We start from the raw sequence: 18423 nt of genomic DNA, 5'->3' as shown, positions 1-18423 counted from the left end.
GTTCACAAGACTACTGGAATACAAGGCTGAATGGTATGGTAGAACTGTACACAAAATAGATACCTTCTACCCTTCAAGCCAATTATGTTCAGTATGTGGCTATCAAAATGTAGAAGTTAAGGACTTAAATATACGGGAATGGGTATGTCCTAAATGCCATAGCATACACGATAGAGATGCTAATGCAAGTAAGAATATTCTAAAGCAAGGATTAAAAGAACTAAAAATAGAGGTGGCGTAATCCTGTAATAAATACGGTAGGAACTATCGGAATCAAGCCTGTGGAGATAGTAGATTGCGAGGTCGAAGAAGCAGGAAGCCCCATCCCCTTGTGGGTGGGGTAAGTTCACATTGCAACAGATTTTAGTATAAGCATGTAAAATCAAAATTAAGGGGAATACTATGTACATAAATAAAAAATTTTTACCTATATGCAAAGAAGACATGACAAAAAACAATATAAAACAGCTAGATTTTATTGTAGTAACTGGAGATGCATATATAGATCACCCTTCCTTTGGTACTGCCATTATCAGTAGGCTCATTGAAAGTCTAGGATTTACAGTGGGTATAATAGCACAGCCCAATTACAAAACCGTGGATGACTTTAAAAAATTAGGGAAACCTAAACAAGCATTTCTCATTAACTCAGGCAATATTGACTCCATGGTAAACCACTATACTGCATCAAAGAAAAAAAGACATAATGATCTTTACTCCCCTGGGGGAGAAGCTGGTTATAGACCCGATAGAGCTGTAATCGTTTATTCAAATAAAGTAAAAGAAGCTTACAAGGATGTACCTGTAATCATAGGAGGTATAGAGGCAAGCCTTAGAAGATTTGCGCATTATGATTATTGGAGTGACAGAGTTAAAAGAAGCATACTTTTAGATTCTAAGGCCGACCTACTTATATATGGCATGGGCGAGAAACCATACAAAGAAATATGTGATTTAATCCGATATGGTATGGATATCAAAGATATAACTTCTGTTAGGGGCACTGTATACAAAAATTCCACCTTGTCATCTATACAAGATTATATTGAATTGCCTTCTTTTGAGGAAGTTTGTGAGAGTAAGAAAAAATATGGTGAAGCTTTTAAAATTGAATCAGAAGAACAGGATGATATAAGAGGAAAAACTTTAGTACAAAAACACGAAAAGACATTTATAATACAAAACCCACCTTCCCAGCCTTTAAATCCCATGGAAATGGATGAAATATACAACTTACCTTACACAAGAACATACCATCCATGTTACGAAAAAAAAGGTGGTATACCAGCTATAAAAGAAGTAAGTTTTTCTATAACAAGCCATAGAGGATGCTTTGGTTCCTGCTCTTTCTGCGCCCTAACCTTCCATCAAGGTCGAGTTATACAAAAAAGAAGCAAAACTTCTATAGTAGAAGAAGCAAAACTTCTAACAAACATGCCTGACTTTAAAGGCTACATACACGACATTGGTGGTCCCACTGCCAACTTTAGAAACAGAGCTTGCAAAATTCAACTAAAAGCTGGCGTGTGCAAGCATAGAAACTGCATGTATCCAAAGCCATGTAAAAATATTATAATTGACCATTCAGAATATCTAGATATACTTAGGACAGTAAGAAAACTACCAAAAATAAAAAAAGTATTTGTTCGCTCTGGCATTAGGTACGACTATCTAATGTACGATAAAAACAAAGTATTCCTTGAAGAACTGTGCAAATACCACATTAGCGGTCAGTTGAAAGTGGCACCTGAGCATGTCAGCGATGTAGTGCTGAATCAAATGGGAAAGCCTGGAAGAGATCTATATGAAAGTTTTTGTAAAAGCTACAGTGAAATGAACAATAAACTAAATTTAAAACAGTACCTGGTTCCATATCTTATGTCAAGCCATCCCGGAAGTACACTAAAAGAAGCTATAAAATTAGCTCTATACATAAGAGATATGGGCTACGATCCAGAGCAGGTTCAAGATTTTTACCCAACACCGGGAAGTCTATCAACTACAATTTACTACACCGGATTTAACCCCTTTACGGGAGAACAAATCTACACGCCAAAAACGCAAAAAGAAAAAAATATGCAAAGAGCCCTTTTGCAGTTTAGAAATCCCAAGAACTACGACCTTGTAAAAGAAGCTCTCATCTTGGCACATAGAGAGGATTTAATAGGAAATGGACACAACTGCCTTATACCCCTAAATAAACCTCATAATAATTATAATAAAAACAGCAAAAAAAATATAAACAACGTTTCTAAAAAAAGAAAAAAATAAAAAGGCGCTGGATTACTCCAACGCTTTTTCTCCATCACTATTATTGTCACAACCTAAAATATTAATGCCGCCCTTTACGCAAGAAATTCTTACTGGAAAATTAGGACCTCTTTCACCATCAATATCTGTGACGATATCTTCCTCTGTATCTATTACAAGTTCCTTAGTCTTAAAATATATAACTCCTGGAGTGCCCTCCAAATACTCACCTTTTAAAATCTTAATAAATATATTTATTATGTTGTGAATTTTTACACCTTCAATAATAATAACGTCTAATAAACCATCATCCTCCACTGAATTGTAAGCTAAGTTAAATCCACCTGCAGTTCTTCCATTAAAAACTAGAACCAAGTACATATCTCCATGAAAATTATACTCTTCACTTGTGATCTTTGCCTTTAACCTTCTAAGAGTATGAATTTGTTCCACACCCTTTATATAATATGCTAATTTTCCTATGGTATTTTTTAAGTTAACATCTGTTTTTTGCGATATATCTGTGAATAATCCCGTGCTACCCACGTTTATAAAATACTTTTCATTCATTTTACCTAAATCTACAGCCTTGGGTTTACTGTGAATTATTTTTTCACAATCTTTAAGTACATCACCAGTCATTCCTATAAATCTGGCAAAATCATTGGCTGTGCCAACTGGAAGAATTCCCATAGGTTTATCAATGTTTTTATTTTTCATGATATTTACGGCACAATCCACAGTTCCATCTCCACCAGCAACAAGAATATAGCTATAATCTTCGTCTAAATCTTGAAAAGCTTCCTCCATGGAACTTTCCCTTGTTATCCTATAAGGAATAATACTGTACCCATTTTCTTGATGCACCTTTATGACAGTGTCTAGCTTGCTAAGTATCTGGTTTTCACCTGCATATGGATTGTATATAAGTTTTACCTTATTCATAAGTAACCCCCTGATATTTATCTCTCTGTATTTATTATTTATTATTCAAATTTAACACAATTTTATCTCATATTATTATATCACATTAATCTGCAAATATATATTTTATAAATTACCTTTTATTCGTTCACCTTTTCACAAAAAAATGTTATAATTAAATTGTTATAATTAATTTCATAGGATTTGTATATAATACGAACAGAAAATATCCTTATGTGACAGCTTGATGAATTAAATACAAATATTTTATAGGAGTGATACTATGTCAAAAAGCTTTATACCAAATGCGCTTACTTTTAGCAATCTCACCCTGGGAATAATCTCTATATTGATGACAATTAAAGAAAATTATTTTATAAGTTCCATAGCCGTTTTGTCCGCTGCCCTAATAGATAGATATGACGGTAAAATTGCACGTTTTTTCGATGCCTCCAGTGAAATAGGAAAAGAACTAGATTCCTTAGCTGACCTTGTTTCTTTTGGAGTAGCCCCAAGCATATTGTTGTACTTTATATATAATTTTGAGAATCTAGGAATTATAAGTTATGCACTTATAATAGTATTCCCTATATGCGGTGCTTATAGACTTGCAAAGTTCAACATTTCAACATTCGATAATGTATACACAGGTATTCCCATTACAGTAGCTGGAGCCGCTCTTGCACTGTATTGCCTGCTAACATACAACACCCCACTGCACATCTGCATATCAATAACAGTATTTTTATTATTAGCATATTTAATGGTAAGCAAAGTCAAGTTTAAAAAAATATAAAACTTAAGGGTTGTATTGCATTTTTTGCATTACAACCCTTATTTCACTTTATATTTTCAGCTCTTCATCTATTTCGCGAACAATATAATCTTCTCTATTGTAGTTCTTTATAACTTCCATTTTTGATTTGCAATACTTTAAATAATATGCCATATATTTATCCAAATCGTCTATAACAATATCTATTATATCTCCTATATTATCAGCCCTATCAAGAGCTTTTTTTACGTCGCTTTTTGATGCTATAACACTTTTGGACAACTCATCTGCCCCTCCAATGAGAGTTCTATAATTTAATGTCAACTTACCCAGGGCATCCAACAGATTATTTACATCTGAGTAGTAATTTTCGATGACTCTCCTATATGTCATTAAAATACTCCTTTTTCCAATTAATCTACTGCTTTTTTAGAACCATATCCACATAATCATTATCTATCTTTTTAAGTAATGAATCTATATAGTCTCTTTCCACATTATTACAGCATCTATATTGTTCATCCTGCACATCCATGTATCTCTGAGCATAGCCAATTACCTCTTCACCATCTTCACTTTGCATAAAAAGTTGCATTCTTTCAGGATATATAATATCCATTTCCCTCACCCCTACTCTTCACACTTATAATTCATCATCTTATAATATCCCTGTGGATACCCACAAGCAGGACACTTTTCAGGTGCAGATATACCCTCATGAATATATCCACAGTTGATACACTGCCATCTCTGTACTTGGCTATCTATATACATACCCTTCTCCAACCTATCTAGTAAACTTTTGAAACACTTAGCGTGGTACTCTTCTATGTCTCTAAGCTCACGAAAAAAATTGGCAATGCATGAGAACCCTTCTTGCTCAGCTTGCTCTTGAAACTTCTTATACACGTTATTGTCTTCATCCACTTCGCCGCCAATAGCATCCATTAAGTCCAACTTTAAATCAGTATTTAATTTCAAAAAATCGTTAAAAACACGCCTTGCATGAGCCTTCTCATCATCTGCTGTTCTCCTAAAAACTTCAGCAATCCAATGATTTCCTTCCCTTTCTGCTTTTTCGGCGTAAAAAGTGTACTTATTCCTAGCTCTAGATTCTCCACTAAAAGTTCTATATAAATTTTTTTCTGTCTCAGTTCCCTTTAAATTCTCCATAATTACTCCTAAAATATTGATTTTATAATATGTTATTCTTATCTAGCCGCTTAGGTTCCATTTTCTTTGTTATTTGAAATAAAAAAACTGCCTTTGAAACTATTCATTCCAAAGGCAGTTTTAATATCATTACTATGTTATCTTCCTAAAATATCCTTTTGCAACTTTAAGGCAGTTTCTGTAATAGCTATTCCACCAAGTGCTGTTTCTCTAAACTCTGATGGTAGTGCCTTTCCCACTTTATACATGGATTTCACCACTTCATCAAAAGGTATTATACTTCTTATTCCGCTCATTACCATATCCGCAGTTGTAAGGGCATTTACAGCTCCAGCCATATTTCTCTTTGCGCATGGTTCCTCCACAAGACCAGCTATAGGGTCACACACAAGGCCAAGTATATTTTTTATTACAATTGAACCTGCATCTAAAGCCATTCTTGGAGTTCCGCCCATCATTTCCACAATGGCACCAGAAGCCATTGCCGCTGCAGAGCCACATTCTGCTTGACATCCCGCTTCTGCCCCTGCAAGACTAGCATTCTGAGCTATAATGTTTCCAATAGCAGATGCTGTAAATAGGGCCTTGATCATATCATCATCACCCTTTTGAAGCTTTTCTGCTGCAGTTATAATAGAACCTGGAAGTATGCCGCAAGACCCAGCCGTGGGAGCTGCCACAACTTTACCCATAGTAGCATTTACTTCCGAACAGGATACAGCCCTAGCCATAGCCATTATAATTACATCCCCAGTAAGGCTGATTTTCTTTTTATTGTATTCATTAAGCTTTAGGGCGTCGCCACCAATAAGTCCACCGATTGATTTTAACCCATTAGTAAGTCCATAGGAAGCTGACTCCTTCATAACCTCTAGGTTTTTTTTCATTTTATCCCACACAGTATCTAGGTCACACTCTTCATATTCCATTTCTTGCTCAATGGCATACTGCCATATAGGAATCTTCTTCTTTTCACATTCATCAATTAAATCTTTGCCAGTACTTACAAACATGATTTTCTCCTTTAAATTAAGCAATATTATATTTTACATAAACAAGTATACCATATGGTAGCTTGAAATTTAAACAACCATGTTAATAATTATAAAAACAACTTCCACCTATAAATTCTTTCAATATAGAATTATCAGGGACCAACTCCCTATCTATTTCCCTAAAGAAATTTAAAAAGCTGATGAGCCTCTTGGCATCATTATAGTACTCAGAATCCTTATTTACTTTTTTAAGCTCCTCTAAAGCATATTTTTTTAAAACACAAAGTTCATATACAAGAGTTGAATTAAACATAACATCAGACTCATCCTCAAAAACATAAATATTTTTCTTCTCTCCACGCCTTACTGACGGCCACATTGCCATGGTATCTTCTGCTGAATACCCTCTAGATAAGCTGTCTCTTACCATTCTCCTCATCATTCTTACATCAGTAGTGTGTATTCTATTGTGATTGTCTATATTTAAATGTGTAAGACAACTAATGTATATTTTAAATTTTTGATCCCTTGGAATAGTAGATGTCATCCTTTCATTTAAACCATGTATTCCTTCGATCATTAGTATGCCATTCTTAGGAAGTTTTATTTTATGTCCAAGCCATTCTTTTTTTCCAGTTTTAAAATTAAAGGTAGGTATTTCAGTTTCTATTCCATCAAGGATTGATTTTATGCTCCTATTAAATAAATCAATATCTAAGGCATCAATGGATTCAAAATCATAATTACCATTATCATCTTTTGGAGTAAATTCTCTGTCCACAAAGAAATCATCCATGGAGATTTGTACAGGTTTTAATCCATTTACTTGAAGCTGTATTCCCAATCTTTTAGTGAATGTAGTTTTCCCTGAAGAAGATGGTCCAGCTATAAGAACTAATTTTACACTATCCTTTTCGTGAATCATATCTGCAATGTGTGCAAGTTTTTTTTCGTGGAAAGCCTCGCTTATAAGAATAAGTCTTTTCATCTCATTGTCATCAATTATTTTGTTCAAAGCCCCTACATGAGGTATCCCAAGTATGTCAGCCCATGCCTCACTTTCACGAAATATTTTTGCCAATTTTCTATGCTCTACAAACTCTGGTACCTTATAAGGCTCATCCACAGTGGGGAATCTCAAAATAAAACCTTGACTATATTTTCTTATTTCAAATAAACTAACATCCCCTGTAGAATACGCCATATGGCCGTAAAAATAGTCATAGAGCCCCTCTAATTTATATAATGTAACTATTTCTTTTGATATGGATTCTAATAGCATAACTTTATCCATCATATTCTGTTTTGTAAAAATATCAATGGCTTCTTCCCTTGTTACCTTTAATTTTTCTATTTTAATATCTTTTTGTATAATATATTCCATGTGTTTTTCTATACGCTCAATGTCTTCTTTGCTAAGTTCTCCCTCAATGCCATGGATTTCACAGTAAAGCCCCTTACTTAGGGAATGTTCTATATCAAGCTGACTGCTTTTGTATAAATTTTTCACAGCCTTTACCAAAACAAACTGCAAAGTTCTAACATAGGCTCTTCTCGCCAAATCATTACTATTGGTTATGTATTCAAGAACCCCATGACATTCTGGACACTGGCTCAACTCATAGTATTCCTCATTGTATTTGCATAGTATTATGGGATTTTCCTTTTCAATCTCATACTTCCTCATAATTTCGTAAAAGCTTATAGAATCATCTACTACAATATTTTTTCCTACATCCTTTAAAGTAATTTTAATATCTCCCATTTAATTCAACTCCTCCATTACATAAAAAAATCGTGATTTGGCAACAATAAATACAAATATTATTTTTAAAGTGTGGTGTTTTATTTGTATATACTTATAATTCGTACAATTATACTGTATTTTGTAGCTCTAATTATTATGCGCTTAATGGGAAAACGTCAGATTGGTGAGCTCCAACCTTTTGAAATAGTCCTTACTGTAATGATCTCAGATCTTGCCAGTATGGCTATGCAAGATAATAGACTCCCATTAATACATTCTATCATACCTATGATAACTTTGCTAATACTTCAAGTAAGTACATCTATACTTCAACTGAAAAGCGAAATAGCTAGAACTGTTTTCTCTGGAAGACCAAGTATACTAATAGTGGATGGCAAAGTAGTAAGAGAAGAACTAAAAAAACAACGTATAAATTTAAATGATTTATTAGAAGAATTAAGATTGAAAGATATCTACAACGTAGAAGATGTTCATTATGCAATTTTAGAAACTAGTGGTCAGCTTTCCATTATACCAAAAAGTCATGCAGACGTGGTTACAAAAAAAGACCTCAAAATAAAAGTAAAACAGGATGAAATACCTATTTCTTTTATAATGGATGGCAAAATCAACTATGAAAATTTAAAACTAAATGGTAAAAATTTGCCTTGGTTAGATAAGCAATTAAAAAAAATGCACATAAATTCATCAAAATGCGTATTTCACGCTTACTTAAATTCTCAAGGTGAATTTTGTTGCCAACTTATAAATAAAAACAAGAAAGGTGGAACTAAGAAAAAGATATGAAGAACTCAATAATATCGTTTATTATTTTTATACTAACTATTGTCTGTATTATTTTTTCCCTTAATCACCTAGATGTTGTTTATAATGATTTATCTAATATTTGTGTTAGTATTCAACATGATATAGATAATGGCAATTGGGAAAAAGCCTCTTCAAAATGTGACTCCCTTATAAAAGTGTGGAGTTCCCAAGGTAAATTTCTTTCCTCCTTCAGCAGTGAAGAGGAGTTGCACACCATAAATGATAGACTTATTTCTCTGCAATCCTATATAGATTTACAAAATAAAGAAGAAGCTAGGGTATATAGCAACCAAATAAGTTTCTTTTTAAACCACATAAAAAAAATGCAGGAATTAAACATCGAAAATATTTTCTAATTATGCCTTTGTTAATTTACCATTATACATTATAATATAAGTATAAGACTTAATTTAATATATAATGTGAAAGGATGAATTTGATTATGCCATTAGTTACTACGAAAAAAATGTTTGAAGATGCTTTTAAGGGTGGTTATGCCATAGGAGCGTTCAATATCAATAATATGGAAATAATCCAGGCAGTTGTGGACGGCGCAAAGGAAAAGAACTCACCAGTTATTCTTCAGGTTTCATCTTCCGCTGTAAAATACATGAGACCAGCTTATTTGATGGCCATGGTAAAAGCTGCTGCTGAAGAATCAGGCCTTGATATAGCACTTCACTTAGACCACGGTGCTGACTTTGAAGCTTGCAAAGCTGCTGTAGATATGGGATTCACTTCTGTTATGATAGATGGTTCCCATTTTGAATTAGAGAAAAATATAGAAGTTACAAAGCAAGTTGTTGAATACGCTCACGCAAGAGGCGTTGTTGTTGAAGCTGAACTTGGAAAATTAGCTGGTATTGAAGATGCCGTAAAGGTTAACTCAAAGGATGCTACTTACACTGATCCAGATGAAGCTATAGAATTTGTTAAAGCAACAGGTGTAGATTCTTTAGCCATCGCTATTGGAACAAGCCATGGTGCATACAAATTTAAAGGCGAAGCTAAGCTTGACTTTGATAGACTTGAAACTATAACTAAGAAATTAGAGGAAAATGGTTTCCACAACTTCCCTATCGTTCTTCATGGAGCTTCTGCTGTAGATCCAAAATACGTTGAAATGTGCAACACATACGGCGGAGAGCTTGGTGGAGCTAAGGGAGTACCTGCTGAAATGCTTAGAAAAGCTTCTTCTATGTCAGTATGCAAAATCAACATGGATACAGATTTAAGACTTGCTATGACTGGTTCTGTAAGAAAAGTTTTAAGCGAAAAACCATCAGAAATCGATCCTAGAAAATATCTTGGAGTAGGAAGAGACAACATAAAAGATTTAGTGATAAATAAAATTGAAAATATTTTAGGTTCAAAGTAATCACTATGAATAACTTAAAGGCACAGAATCTGCTATGAATGCAAATTCTGTGCCTTTTAACACTAAATGTTTCCCCTACTTTTCAATATAGTTTGTCACATGTCTTATGATCATATCTATACTTCCATCACCATTTCTTTTTATGATAAATCTATTGCTATCCTTATATGCTTCTTCTTTTATATATAGATCTATGTCCCCATCTACCTTTAGTCGTACTCTTTTTAACTTCTTGTCCACCCATTCCTTGTCCACATCGATTTTCTCGCTGACACCAGAATCTTTTATATAGCTAACAAAACTAGTTCCCGCATCCTCATTTTCAAAGACTTCTTTTGAAAGCTCGTGAACATCTATACTGTCTTCTTCTCTTAGCTTTTCTTTTACCTTTCTCCTTACATTTTCAGCTTTGTCTGCATTATCGCAAAGATTTACTCTTGTCCATTGCTCCGCTGCTTCTAAAAATCCCTTTGTGGTATCTCTTTCGTTCACCAAGATTTCGCAACCAAGATAATTGTCCATAAAATAATTTGTTCCATAATCATCGCTGTCCTTGGAATTTTTCTGTTTATCTAAAACCATGAGTTCCACACCGTTTTCGTTTGGCACTGGCTTTATGAAGGCACACTTTTGTATTTTCTGAGAACTAGCTGGAAGTCCCGTAACTTGGGGTATTATATCTATGCCCACTTTATCCTCCACAAACTCCACAGTATGCATATAATTCTTTACATAATCCATTTTCATGATACCAAGCATAGGTCCAAATTCTGTAGAAATAGACGCAATTATAAGATCACAAGAAGGAACATTACCCTTAGATTTCATAAGAGTAAACATCTGCCTAGCTAATTCCTTGGATACATCGAGAATATTGTTGTGGCCAGACAAGTATTCCCTACTTGTTTCCTTTACAATGTTCCTGCCCTCTTTAAATCTAGCATATTTAAGTTCCTCATCCTTTAAAAGCCTTTGGATGTGCTTATACAAAAAACCGTAAGTCTCCTCTGTTAAATCCAAAGCAAATTCGTTTAATATGGGATTATCAGAATTTTGGTCCAATATGTGAATAACTGCTTCATGTATATTTATTTCCTTTATATATTCCATCTAACACTGTTCCTTTCTTCAAACATCTACTAACTTTTCCTTTATTATATCATAACTGCTGTGGTTTTTTAATGCAATTTTAATGATATAGTCATTTAATATATGGTATAATCTCCATATTGGATTCTAAAAATGATTTCAAAACATAATGTAAAGTGAGTGATATACATTGAAAGAAATGGAGACAAGAATTATAAAAATCGATGTGGAAAACATACGAAGTATAGCACAAAAAATTGGTGCTAAAAAAGTAAAAATGGAAAATCAAATCAATAATATATACGACTTTGAAGATAGAAGGCTACTAGCTAAGAAGGGATATTCTAGAATCAGAGTGGTAGAGGATTTAATTAAGGAAGAAAAAAAAGTTTATATGACAGTGAAAAAACTTTTAAACAGCGAAAAATATAAAATAATGGATGAAAAAGAAACAATAATTCAAGATGCAGACATGGGGAGAGCTATTTTTGAATCTTTAGGACTTAAATTGTGTGCTTCCATAAAAAAATATAGAGAGAGCTATAAATATAAAAACACCCTTATTGAGATTGATATAAATGATAAATCTTTCTGCCCTTTTCCCTATATAGAAATTGAATCTGAGTATGAAAGGGAAATTGAAGAAGTTGTTAAGCTTCTAGGATATACTATGAAAGATACAACTTCAAAAAACATATATGACATTCTTGAAGAAGAAAAGAATATAAAGTTAAATACAGGTTTAAAGGGGCTTTAATATATGTTTGGATACGTGATGCCATGCAAAATGGAGCTTAAAGTTAAAGATTATGAAAAATTTAAAGCATATTACTGTGGACTTTGTCATAGCATAAAAAGGCAGTTTGGCAATCTGCCAAGATTCACATTGAACTACGATATGACCTTCCTTGCTGTGCTTTTAGACAGTCTTTCAGAGGAAAAGACCAACTACAAAGTCATACGTTGTGCTGCCCACCCATCAAAGAAAAAAATAATAGTGGAAAGCAATTCTGCCATTGATTATGCGGCATATTGTAACGTAATGCTTACATATTATAAACTATTGGACGATGGAAAGGACGACAAAAATATTTTTAAGACTATACTGTCAAAATCCTTACGACCATATCTTAAAAAGTACAGTGACTACTCTATAGAGCAATATACAAGTGAAAAACTCACGGAATTAAATAAGATGGAAAACCCACCCTATGATAATCTAAATCTAGATGTTATAGCGGAACCTTTTGCAATGCTTACAGGAAACCTTATGGGCTGTTACAATATTGGCAAAGAAATTCAAGCAAATTTAAACTTTCTAGGTTATAATATAGGGAAATGGATATATATCATAGATGCATATGATGATTTAAAAGCAGATATGGAAAAGAACAAATTCAATGCCATCAACGTCATATTCAATAAACATAATAGTAAATACGAGGATTTTGTCCATGACATAGAAGGAAGAATAGATTTTTCCCTTAGTAGTTGTGCAGTAAATTCCTTAAACAGTTTTAAGAAACTACCTATTAAAAAAAATCAGGATCTATTATATAATATAATAGAACTGGGCTTAATGGAAAAAATGGATAATATCTTTAAAAGGAGTGAAAGCAATGAGAGATCCCTATGAAGTTCTTGAGATTAAAAGAGGAGCATCCAAAGATGAAATAAAATCAGCTTATAAAAAATTAGCAAAACAATACCATCCAGATCAGTATGGAGATAATCCCCTTAAAGACTTGGCTGAAGAAAAAATGGCTGAAATAAATGAGGCTTACCAAAATCTAATGAAAAACGCAGACTCTGGTCCTAGTTATTCTACTGGTGGAAGCAGCTATAGTTATACTGAAAACAGTGATGCCAGTTCCAGATCAAATTATAATTATAAAACTAATAGCAATGATACGTCATACCAATCTATTAGAAATGATATAAATTCCGGAAACCTATCATCAGCTGAAAGGAAGTTAAATTCTCTTCCCTTCAAAGATGCTGAATGGAATTACCTTATGGGGCTTTTGTACTTAAAAAAAGGATGGTACGACAGCGCAAATTCTTATATAACCACAGCCTACAATATGAATCCATCCAATGTTGAATACAAAAACACTTACAATAAGCTAGCTACACAGAACAAAACATACAGACAAAATTACTACGGACACACACGAAATAACAGCGACGATATGTGTGATTTATGTACGAAACTATGGTGTCTTGACACTATTTGTGAGTGTGCAGGAGGAGATTTAATTTCCTGTTGTTAATTTAGTATCATTTAAAAGAGGTGATATAAATGAATAAATCAAAGTTGCTTTCCAACAATATAGCGCGAGGAGCTATATTTGCGGCCTTGAGTGTCATCATACTTTATCTCAGCAGTGTAATACCTATAAATACCATGTTTTTTCTCCTAGCCTCCGCTGCCATAATACCACTTGCCTTAACAGCATCAGGTTTGTATACAGCTATACTAGTATATTTTAGCACCTCTCTAATTGGAGCTTTATTTGTGCCAGATAAACAGGTTGTAGTATACTATATATGTCTATTTGGAATCTATGGTATAATAAAGTATTTTATCGAAAAGTTGGCCTCTGTTGTGGTTGAAGTAATATTAAAACTGCTATATTTTTCATCAACCTGCTTACTTATTTTTTATCTAGTTCAAACTTTACTTGTAAAAAATATTACAACCATACCAATATACTATTTTGTTCTAGTATTTGATGTGGCGTGTTTTGTTCTTGATTACTTGCTAACACAGTTTGTAAATTATAGTAATAAACACATTCTAAAACACATAAAGTAAATAGCAAAAAGAAGTGCTACACCATTTTTCTGGTGAAAACACTTCTTTTTTTAATTCATATGTAACTAAAAACTTATTTTGTAAGTATATTTGCTAAGACACCTATTATGGTTGAATTAAGGAAATCCACCAGGAAAGCACCTACAACAGGCAGTACGAAAAAGGCTTTAGGAGACGGTCCATATTTAGTAGTTATGGCATCCATGTTTGCCATGCCATTTGGTGTAGCTCCCATACCAAATCCACAGTGTCCTGCTGATATAACTGCTGCATCATAGTCTTTTCCCATAACTCTAAATGTGACAAAGTAACTAAACATAGCCATAAGTAAAGTCTGTCCTATCAATATTATCATAAGTGGTCCTGCTGTATCCTTCAATTCCCATAGCTTTAAATTCATAAGGGCCATGGATAAGAATACATTCAATCCTATGTTGCCAAGCAAATCAACGCACTTTTCATTTATCTTATACTTCTTTGTTCCCTCTCCTATATTTACTACTACACTGGCAACAAGCATAGGATAGATATATGATGGAAGAACAATGCCTAATTTAGATACTACTATTTGAAGAACAGAACCAAGTCCCATACATATAAATATAACACTCATAGTATCAAATATAGACTTATAGTTTATTTTATCTCTATGGTGACCCTCATTTACATCTACTTCTTTAAACTCTTCTGAGTTGGTCTTTAAATTATTTTTTTGTATAAGTTTTCTAGCAATAGGCCCTCCAATAATACTTCCACCAATTAATCCAAAGGTAGCTGCAGCTACTGCTGTGGCAGAAGCACCTACAAAGCCGTAATTTGCTTCAAACAATTTACCCCAAGTAGCTCCGGTTGCGTGTCCACCAGTCATTGTTACAGACCCTGCTATTAATCCCATTAAAGGATTTGCTCCGATTAATTTTGCCAATGAAATTCCTACTATATCTTGTAAAACAACTAGGCCAACAGCACATAAAGAAAAGAGTAAAACTGCTTTCCCACCTTTTTTAAGAATACTTAAACTAGCGCCAAGTCCAATGGTAGTAAAGAACACAAGCATAAATGGATCTTGTAATGTTACATCTAGACTAATGATAACGATGTTAAACTGTCTAAGTGCGAAATTGATTATAGCAAAGATAAGCCCTCCAATTACAGGTGAAGGTATGCAGAACTTATCTAGTATTGAGATTTTTCTCTTTGTGAAGAGACCTAAATAGTAACATACAATTGCCAATGCTAGTGTTTGAATCATAGATAATTTGATATCCATAAAAATCCTCCATTCTAAATTTTAAATTATTATACTACTTAAAATAATCTCGTTAATCACGATATTATTTTACAAATATTAACTCACCCAATTTATATTGTACCAAATTTTTTAACATAAATCAATTGAATTTAAAAACTTACGAAAAGAATATTAAAAAATTGTTCATATTTACCTTTATGTTCTTTTTTACGAATAATTATTACAAAAATCATAATTTAATTCGTGTTATTTGTGAAACACTAGACTATAATCTATATCTTCTTTTTTCACAGTTATATGTTAATAATCCATACATATTTACTTATCTTCATTCAAACTTCACAGAATGTATTGACAGTGATTTTTGTTTAAACTATAATATGATATTATAGCGAATTAATAAAACGAATATAAAAATGTTATGAACAGGAGTAGTAGTATAGTAAATGTTTAAGAGAGCTGTTGTATGGTGTAAAACAGTACAGTAATATACGAACTTGCCTGGGAGCTTATCTATGCAAAAATAGATACGGTTTTCACCGTTAAAGAATTAAGTGGGATATTTATATCCAATTAGAGTGGTACCGCGAAACATAACCTTCGTCTCTTTTTTTTGAGATGGAGGTTTTATTTTTTTATTCAAAACTTGATTTAATGTATTTAAAACTCCACCTAAAGATTAGATTTTTGTTTATGATTTCGCTGAAAAATATACACGGAGGTAAAAAACATGAGTAATTATAGTACAAAAATTGATGCAAAATGGCAGAAAAAATGGGAAGAAACTCAGCTTTACAAATTTGATTCTTCAAAGCCTGGCAAAAAACTTTACACTTTAGAGATGTTCTCTTACCCATCTGGTAGCCAGCTACATGCTGGACACTGGTTTAACTATGGACCCGTAGATTCTTGGGCAAGATTTAAAAAAATGAGGGGTTATAATGTATTTCAGCCTATGGGATTTGATGCTTTTGGACTTCCTGCTGAAAACTATGCTATAAAAACAGGTATTCATCCAAAAGATTCTACATTCAAAAACATCGCAAAAATGGAGGAACAACTTAAATCCATAGGTGCTATGTTTAATTGGGAAAACGAAGTTGTAACTTGCAATGAAGATTATTATAAATGGACACAATGGCTGTTCCTTGAACTATACAAAAAAGGGCTTGCCTATAGAAAAAATGCACCTGTCAACTGGTGTCCATCATGTAATACAGTCCTTGCCAACGAACAAGTTATAGATGGAATATGCGAAAGATGTTCTACTGCAGTTACAAAGAAAAATCTTACTCAATGGTTCTTGAAAATAACAGACTATGCTGATGAATTACTTGAAAAGCTTGATGACCTTGACTGGCCTGAAAAGACAAAAGCTATGCAAAAACATTGGATTGGAAAATCTACAGGCACTGAAGTTACATTTAGCATAGATAATTCTGACATCAAATTCAATGTATTTACAACAAGGCCAGACACTCTGTTCGGTGTTTCTTATGTAGTACTTGCTCCTGAAAACGAACTAGTAGATAAAATAACTGTTGCTGAAAATAAATCGGCTGTAGAAGAATATAGAGAATCAGCTAAAAAACAATCTGAAATAGAAAGACAATCTATTACAAGGGAAAAGACAGGCATATTTACAGGTTCTTATGCTATAAATCCTATAAACAATAAAAAAGTACCTGTATGGGTTGGTGATTATGTACTAAACACTTATGGAACTGGTGCAGTTATGGCTGTTCCTGCCCATGATGAAAGAGATTTTGCCTTTGCTACAAAATACAACCTTCCAATTAACAGAGTTGTAGAAGGTGGAGAAGCTCTACCTTACACTGAAAGTGGAACTCTTGTAAACAGTGGTGAATTTGATGGTATGGAGTCGGAAAAAGCAAAGTCATCCATTACAGATAAACTTATAGAGCTTAAAGCTGGTAATAGAAAAGTTAATTATAGATTGAGAGATTGGCTTGTTTCAAGACAAAGATATTGGGGTGCTCCAATACCCGTTGTCTACTGCGATAAATGTGGCATAGTACCTGTACCAGAGGATCAACTTCCTGTAAAACTTCCTTACAACGTGGAATTTACACCTGATGGAAAATCACCTCTTGCAAAATGTGACGAATTTATTCATACTACTTGTCCATGTTGTGGTGCTGATGCTTTGAGAGACGTGGATACTCTCGATACTTTTGTCTGTTCCTCATGGTATTATCTTAGATATGCTGACAACAAAAACAGTGAAAAGGCCTTTGACCCTGAAATCATAAATGAACTTCTACCTGTAGATAAATATGTTGGTGGACCAGAACATGCATGTATGCATCTTCTATATGCAAGATTCATCACAAAAGCTCTTAGAGACATGGGTTATCTTAAATTTGATGAACCGTTTATTTCACTTACACACCAAGGGCTTATTCTTGGACCAGACGGACTAAAAATGAGCAAATCAAAGGGAAATACCATTTCACCAGATGATTACATTAAAGAGTACGGTGCTGATGTATTTAGAATGTACCTTATGTTTGGTTTTGGTTATACAGAAGGTGGAGCTTGGAGCGACGATGGCATAAAATCTATGGGAAAATTCATAGATAGAGTAGAAAGAACCCTTGATTCACTTGCTGAAGAAATAAAAGAGCATAAAAATAATAAAGATACCATGGACGATGCTGAAAAAGAACTTAATTTCTGGAGACATAATTCCATAAAGTCTATAACTGATGATACAGAAATATTCCAGTTCAACACCTCCATAGCTAGACTTATGGAATTTATGAACGCTCTTTCCAAGTACGCAAAAGAAAGCACTAAAAACTTTACCTTCCTAAAAGAAGTGTTAGCCGATTACATAAGACTCCTAGCTCCATTTGCGCCACATTTTTCAGAAGAACGCTGGGAGATTCTTGGAATGGACTATTCTGTTTTTAATGAAAAATGGCCTGAATTTGATCCTAAGGCCCTTGTAAAGGATGAAATAGAAATAGCAATCCAAATTAACGGCAAAATAAAGGCAAGAATAAATGTTGCTTCTGACTCTGATGAAGAAAGCATAAAGGCAGCTTGTCTGGCTACACCAGCTATAGCTGAGGCATTAGAGGGCAAAACAGTTCGAAAGGTTATTGTAATTAAAGGACGTTTGGTAAACATAGTGGCAAACTAAGTCACAATTTAACGTCATGAAAAAA

General features: G+C 33.5%; 19 protein-coding genes and 1 other annotated feature. Of the genes, 11 read left to right on the top strand and 8 right to left on the bottom strand.

Annotated features, from left to right (window positions below; genetic code table 11):
• Both BUA73_RS06565 and BUA73_RS06560 read left to right on the top strand, forming a co-directional pair.
• On the top strand, positions 1-241 hold a 241-nt coding region (locus tag BUA73_RS06565), incomplete at its 5' end, for a zinc ribbon domain-containing protein (protein WP_143146982.1).
• A 161-nt stretch (positions 242-402) separates the two neighbouring features.
• Positions 403-2271, top strand: coding sequence for a YgiQ family radical SAM protein (locus BUA73_RS06560; protein WP_072903351.1), 1869 nt, complete (start codon positions 403-405; stop codon positions 2269-2271).
• Between the two features lie 12 nt (positions 2272-2283).
• Here the strand turns inward: BUA73_RS06560 and BUA73_RS06555 are convergent, their stop codons facing one another.
• Complete coding sequence (locus BUA73_RS06555) at positions 2284-3195, bottom strand: YegS/Rv2252/BmrU family lipid kinase (protein WP_072903350.1); 912 nt, start codon at positions 3193-3195, stop codon at positions 2284-2286.
• Between the two features lie 262 nt (positions 3196-3457).
• Here BUA73_RS06555 and pssA point away from each other — a divergent pair, with 262 nt between their 5' ends.
• Positions 3458-3970: a CDP-diacylglycerol--serine O-phosphatidyltransferase gene (pssA, locus tag BUA73_RS06550; RefSeq protein ID WP_072903349.1), complete on the top strand. Its 513-nt coding sequence runs from the start codon at positions 3458-3460 to the stop codon at positions 3968-3970.
• Between the two features lie 48 nt (positions 3971-4018).
• Here the strand turns inward: pssA and BUA73_RS06545 are convergent, their stop codons facing one another.
• From BUA73_RS06545 to BUA73_RS06525, 5 genes are all read right to left on the bottom strand, one after another.
• Complete coding sequence (locus BUA73_RS06545; protein ID WP_072903348.1) at positions 4019-4342, bottom strand: hypothetical protein; 324 nt, start codon at positions 4340-4342, stop codon at positions 4019-4021.
• A 25-nt stretch (positions 4343-4367) separates the two neighbouring features.
• Entirely contained in the window at positions 4368-4568 is a 201-nt protein-coding gene (locus BUA73_RS06540; RefSeq protein ID WP_072903347.1) for a hypothetical protein, read from the bottom strand.
• A gap of 11 nt (positions 4569-4579) precedes the next feature.
• Complete coding sequence (locus BUA73_RS06535; RefSeq protein WP_072903346.1) at positions 4580-5122, bottom strand: rubrerythrin family protein; 543 nt, start codon at positions 5120-5122, stop codon at positions 4580-4582.
• Positions 5123-5259: 137 nt separating this feature from the next.
• Complete coding sequence (gene sdaAA / locus BUA73_RS06530) at positions 5260-6135, bottom strand: L-serine ammonia-lyase, iron-sulfur-dependent, subunit alpha (protein ID WP_072903345.1); 876 nt, start codon at positions 6133-6135, stop codon at positions 5260-5262.
• Positions 6136-6217: 82 nt separating this feature from the next.
• Complete coding sequence (locus BUA73_RS06525; RefSeq protein ID WP_072903344.1) at positions 6218-7882, bottom strand: nucleoside kinase; 1665 nt, start codon at positions 7880-7882, stop codon at positions 6218-6220.
• An 84-nt stretch (positions 7883-7966) separates the two neighbouring features.
• On the opposite strand from BUA73_RS06525, the gene BUA73_RS06520 reads away from it, so the two are divergent.
• The 3 genes from BUA73_RS06520 (at position 7967) to fba (ending at position 10070) form a co-directional block, all read left to right on the top strand.
• Complete coding sequence (locus BUA73_RS06520; RefSeq protein ID WP_072903343.1) at positions 7967-8671, top strand: DUF421 domain-containing protein; 705 nt, start codon at positions 7967-7969, stop codon at positions 8669-8671.
• Positions 8668-9048, top strand: a complete 381-nt coding sequence (locus BUA73_RS06515) for a DUF4363 family protein (protein WP_072903342.1) — start codon at positions 8668-8670, stop codon at positions 9046-9048. The genes BUA73_RS06520 and BUA73_RS06515 overlap by 4 nt, the downstream gene beginning before the upstream one ends.
• A gap of 86 nt (positions 9049-9134) precedes the next feature.
• Positions 9135-10070 (top strand): class II fructose-1,6-bisphosphate aldolase, encoded by a 936-nt coding sequence (gene fba, locus BUA73_RS06510; protein ID WP_072903341.1) that lies wholly within the window; start codon positions 9135-9137, stop codon positions 10068-10070.
• 75 nt (positions 10071-10145) lie between these two features.
• On the opposite strand, the gene BUA73_RS06505 is transcribed toward fba, so the two are convergent.
• A complete protein-coding gene (locus tag BUA73_RS06505) occupies positions 10146-11180 on the bottom strand; it encodes a nucleoid-associated protein (protein WP_072903340.1) in 1035 nt (344 codons plus the stop codon).
• 169 nt (positions 11181-11349) lie between these two features.
• On the opposite strand from BUA73_RS06505, the gene BUA73_RS06500 reads away from it, so the two are divergent.
• The 4 genes from BUA73_RS06500 to BUA73_RS06485 are packed head-to-tail and all read left to right on the top strand — an operon-like array spanning position 11350 to position 13977.
• Positions 11350-11916 carry a class IV adenylate cyclase gene (locus BUA73_RS06500; RefSeq protein ID WP_072903339.1) on the top strand — a complete coding sequence of 189 codons (567 nt, stop codon included), beginning with the start codon at positions 11350-11352 and terminating at the stop codon, positions 11914-11916.
• A 3-nt stretch (positions 11917-11919) separates the two neighbouring features.
• Positions 11920-12795, top strand: a complete 876-nt coding sequence (locus BUA73_RS06495) for a DUF5685 family protein (RefSeq protein WP_072903338.1) — start codon at positions 11920-11922, stop codon at positions 12793-12795.
• Positions 12779-13432, top strand: coding sequence for a J domain-containing protein (locus BUA73_RS06490; RefSeq protein WP_072903337.1), 654 nt, complete (start codon positions 12779-12781; stop codon positions 13430-13432). Before BUA73_RS06495 ends, BUA73_RS06490 begins: the two co-directional genes overlap by 17 nt.
• Before the next feature lie 29 nt (positions 13433-13461).
• The gene (locus BUA73_RS06485) at positions 13462-13977 is read left to right on the top strand and encodes a hypothetical protein (RefSeq protein ID WP_072903336.1); all 516 of its coding nucleotides are present in this window, start codon (positions 13462-13464) and stop codon (positions 13975-13977) included.
• Between the two features lie 73 nt (positions 13978-14050).
• Here the strand turns inward: BUA73_RS06485 and gltS are convergent, their stop codons facing one another.
• Positions 14051-15247 (bottom strand): sodium/glutamate symporter, encoded by a 1197-nt coding sequence (gltS, locus tag BUA73_RS06480; RefSeq protein ID WP_072903335.1) that lies wholly within the window; start codon positions 15245-15247, stop codon positions 14051-14053.
• 394 nt (positions 15248-15641) lie between these two features.
• Positions 15642-15840: a binding site (T-box leader), on the top strand.
• Between the two features lie 119 nt (positions 15841-15959).
• On the opposite strand from gltS, the gene leuS reads away from it, so the two are divergent.
• Entirely contained in the window at positions 15960-18398 is a 2439-nt protein-coding gene (gene leuS / locus BUA73_RS06475) for a leucine--tRNA ligase (RefSeq protein WP_072903334.1), read from the top strand.
• Positions 18399-18423: the final 25 nt, after the last annotated feature.

This window comes from Hathewaya proteolytica DSM 3090, assembly GCF_900142225.1.
GTDB classification, from domain to species: Bacteria; Bacillota; Clostridia; order Clostridiales; family Clostridiaceae; genus Hathewaya; species Hathewaya proteolytica.
The sequence above is the reverse complement of the archived record's forward strand: the minus strand, read 5'-3'. Positions and strand labels throughout refer to the sequence as shown.